Genomic DNA, 2,570 nt, shown 5'->3' with positions numbered 1-2,570 from the left:
GAGGGTTACCAGACCGAAGCGCTGGCCGAGTCTTTGCCCGAGTCGGAGCTGGGCCGCGAGTGGGAATGGGAAGAAACCCCGGAAGTCAGCCTGATGATTGTCGACGATCTGGATCAGGCGATTGCGCTCTTCAACCGCTACAGCCCGCAATTCACCGTGTCGTTGATCAGCGAGGCGGCGGCGGTCCAGGAGCGTTTCTACAATGCGGTGAATGCCCCGTTCGTAGGCAACGGCATCACCCGTTGGGTCGATGGCCAGTACGCGTTGAACAAGCCGGAACTGGGCCTTTCGAACTGGGAGAGCGGGCGCCTGTTTGCGCGCAGCGCGATTCTTTCCGGGGATGGCGTGTTTACCGTGCGTAGCCGGATGACTCAGGTTGATCTCACGGTAAAACGCTGACTTGAAACCCGGACCGTGCCGTGTAGGAGCTGCCGAAGGCTGCGATCTTTTGATCTGATCGTTCCCACGCTCCGCGTGGGAATGCCTCTAGGGACGCTCCGCGTCCAGTGACGCAGAGCGTCACGGGCTGCGTTCCCACGCGGAGCGTGGGAACGATCATCGGCCGGGGCGTCAGGCTGCGTTGGAAGTCTTAGCGCTGATCGCGCAAGTCTCAGGTTGCTCGACCAGCGGCACAAAGGTGCGGCGATCGGAAGAGAGCGCGTCGATCGAGCCGGTCTCGATGTCATACACCCAGCCATGCAGATTCAGCCGCCCTTGCTCCTGCGCCAGGCGCACACTCGGGTGGGTCTGGATATTCGCCAGTTGCGCGATCACGTTCTCGCGCACCATCGAACTCAATTTCGCCGCGTCGCTGCCATGCACGCGCGCTTCGTTCATTACCTTCGCCGACTCGGCATGCTGCAGCCAGCCGCTGACGGCGGGCAGGTGATCCATGCATTTGCACTGGGCAATCGCCGTCATTGCGCCGCAATCGGAGTGGCCGCAAATCACGATATCGGTCACCCCCAGTACCGCCACCGCATACTCCACCGTCGCCGAGACCCCGCCCGGATGCGGGCTGTAGGAGGGAACGATATTGCCGGCGTTACGGATCACGAACAGTTCGCCGGGCTCTTGCTGGGTCAGCAGCTCAGGCACCACTCGACTGTCGGAACAGGTGATGAACAGCGTGCCGGGTTGCTGAGTCGTGGCCAGATGTTTGAACAGTTCGCTGCGTTGCGGGAAGGCTTCGTTCTGGAATTTCAGGAAGCCGTCGATCAGGGCTTTCATGGGCGTGTCCTCGTGGCAGAAATGAGATGGCCCGCACGCAGGATGCGGGCCGGGCGCATTAGAACGGGCGCAGCGGCAGGAACTTGCCGTCGAGGGTCACCACCGCGCGGGAGCCGCCTTCCGGGTCTTCGACTTTTTTGATGTCCAGTTTGAAGTTGATCGCGCTGATGATGCCGTCACCGAACTGTTCATGAACCAGTGCTTTCAGCGTGGTGCCGTAGATCTGGATCATTTCGTAAAAACGGTAGATGGTCGGATCGGTCGGCACGCCGCTGAGGCTGCCGCGCAACGGAATGATCTGCAGAGCGGCGACGTCATCGGCGTTGAGGTCAAGCTTGTCGCCGACCACTCGAGCAGCGTTTTCCGGCAGCGGATGCTGGCCGAGCAGGGCGGCGGTGACGTAGGCCAGGCTGAGGCCGGTGCCGTCAGCAAGATCCTGCCACGACAGATCTTTTTTCGCCTTGGCGTCGAGAACGCGGGTGGTCAGGGCCAGGTTGTTGTCGTTGTAGGCGTGGGACTGTTGCATGGTGTCACTCCTTTCAGGGGTTGGCTTGCTGTGTGTGGAAGCAATGTTGCGCCGGTCGATTCATAGCGTCCAAGACCGATATACAATGCTTCGCATAAGCCCTGCCTATAGATGGTGTCCTCATGCTGTTGCGACATTTGCGTTATTTGCTCGCCGTTGCCGATCACGGTGGCTTCACCCGCGCCGCCGAAGCGCTGCACGTGTCGCAGCCGACCCTGTCGCAACAGATCCGGCAACTGGAAGAGACCCTCGGCGTGAGCCTGTTCGATCGCACCTCACGCACGGTGAAGCCGACGGATGCCGGCGTGGCTTACATCGAGTGCGCGCGGCGCGTGCTGGTGGAGCTGGAGGCCGGGCAGCGCGCCTTGCACGACGTGAAGGACTTGTCCCGCGGCACCCTGCGCCTGGCGATGACGCCGACGTTCATGGCGTATTTGGTCGGGCCACTGGTGCGCGACTACGGGGCACGGTTTCCCGGGATTCATCTGGAGATCTTCGAGTTGTCGATGGACGACGTCGAGGCCGGGCTGGCGGATGACTCGCTGGATGTCGCGATCGCGTTTACCCCGGTGCGCAATGCCGATATCGAATGCATACCGGCGTTTACCGAGACGCTGGGGATCATGGTCGGGCCTGGGCATCCGCTCTATGAGAGCCCTTCGGTGTTGACGCCGGTGGAGGTTGCTTCACTGGATTTCGCCTTGCTGGCGCCGGGCTTCATTACGCGGTTATTGGTGGATGAGTATTTCCGTGAGCACGGGATTACGCCGCAGGTGCGGATTGAAGTGAATTCGGTGAGTACGTTGCTGGAAGT

Annotated in this window: 3 protein-coding genes and 1 pseudogene; 2 read left to right on the top strand and 2 right to left on the bottom strand. The window is 61.4% G+C overall.

The features are described from left to right. Positions 1-399, top strand: a pseudogene (locus tag OQK_RS26530) (aldehyde dehydrogenase family protein); the annotation flags it as partial. 171 nt (positions 400-570) lie between these two features. Here the strand turns inward: OQK_RS26530 and OQK_RS26525 are convergent. Beyond that, the gene (locus OQK_RS26525) at positions 571-1,230 is read right to left on the bottom strand and encodes a carbonic anhydrase (RefSeq protein ID WP_016775110.1); all 660 of its coding nucleotides are present in this window, start codon (positions 1,228-1,230) and stop codon (positions 571-573) included. A 58-nt stretch (positions 1,231-1,288) separates the two neighbouring features. Continuing rightward, the gene (cynS, locus tag OQK_RS26520; protein ID WP_016775109.1) at positions 1,289-1,756 is read right to left on the bottom strand and encodes a cyanase; all 468 of its coding nucleotides are present in this window, start codon (positions 1,754-1,756) and stop codon (positions 1,289-1,291) included. Between the two features lie 122 nt (positions 1,757-1,878). Between cynS and cynR the strand changes: the two genes are divergently transcribed. Next, on the top strand, positions 1,879-2,570 hold a 692-nt coding region (gene cynR, locus OQK_RS26515; RefSeq protein WP_016775108.1), incomplete at its 3' end, for a transcriptional regulator CynR.

Source organism: Pseudomonas sp. R62 (genome assembly GCF_000257605.1).
Classification (GTDB): Bacteria; Pseudomonadota; Gammaproteobacteria; order Pseudomonadales; family Pseudomonadaceae; genus Aquipseudomonas; species Aquipseudomonas atacamensis.
The sequence above is the reverse complement of the archived record's forward strand: the minus strand, read 5'-3'. Positions and strand labels throughout refer to the sequence as shown.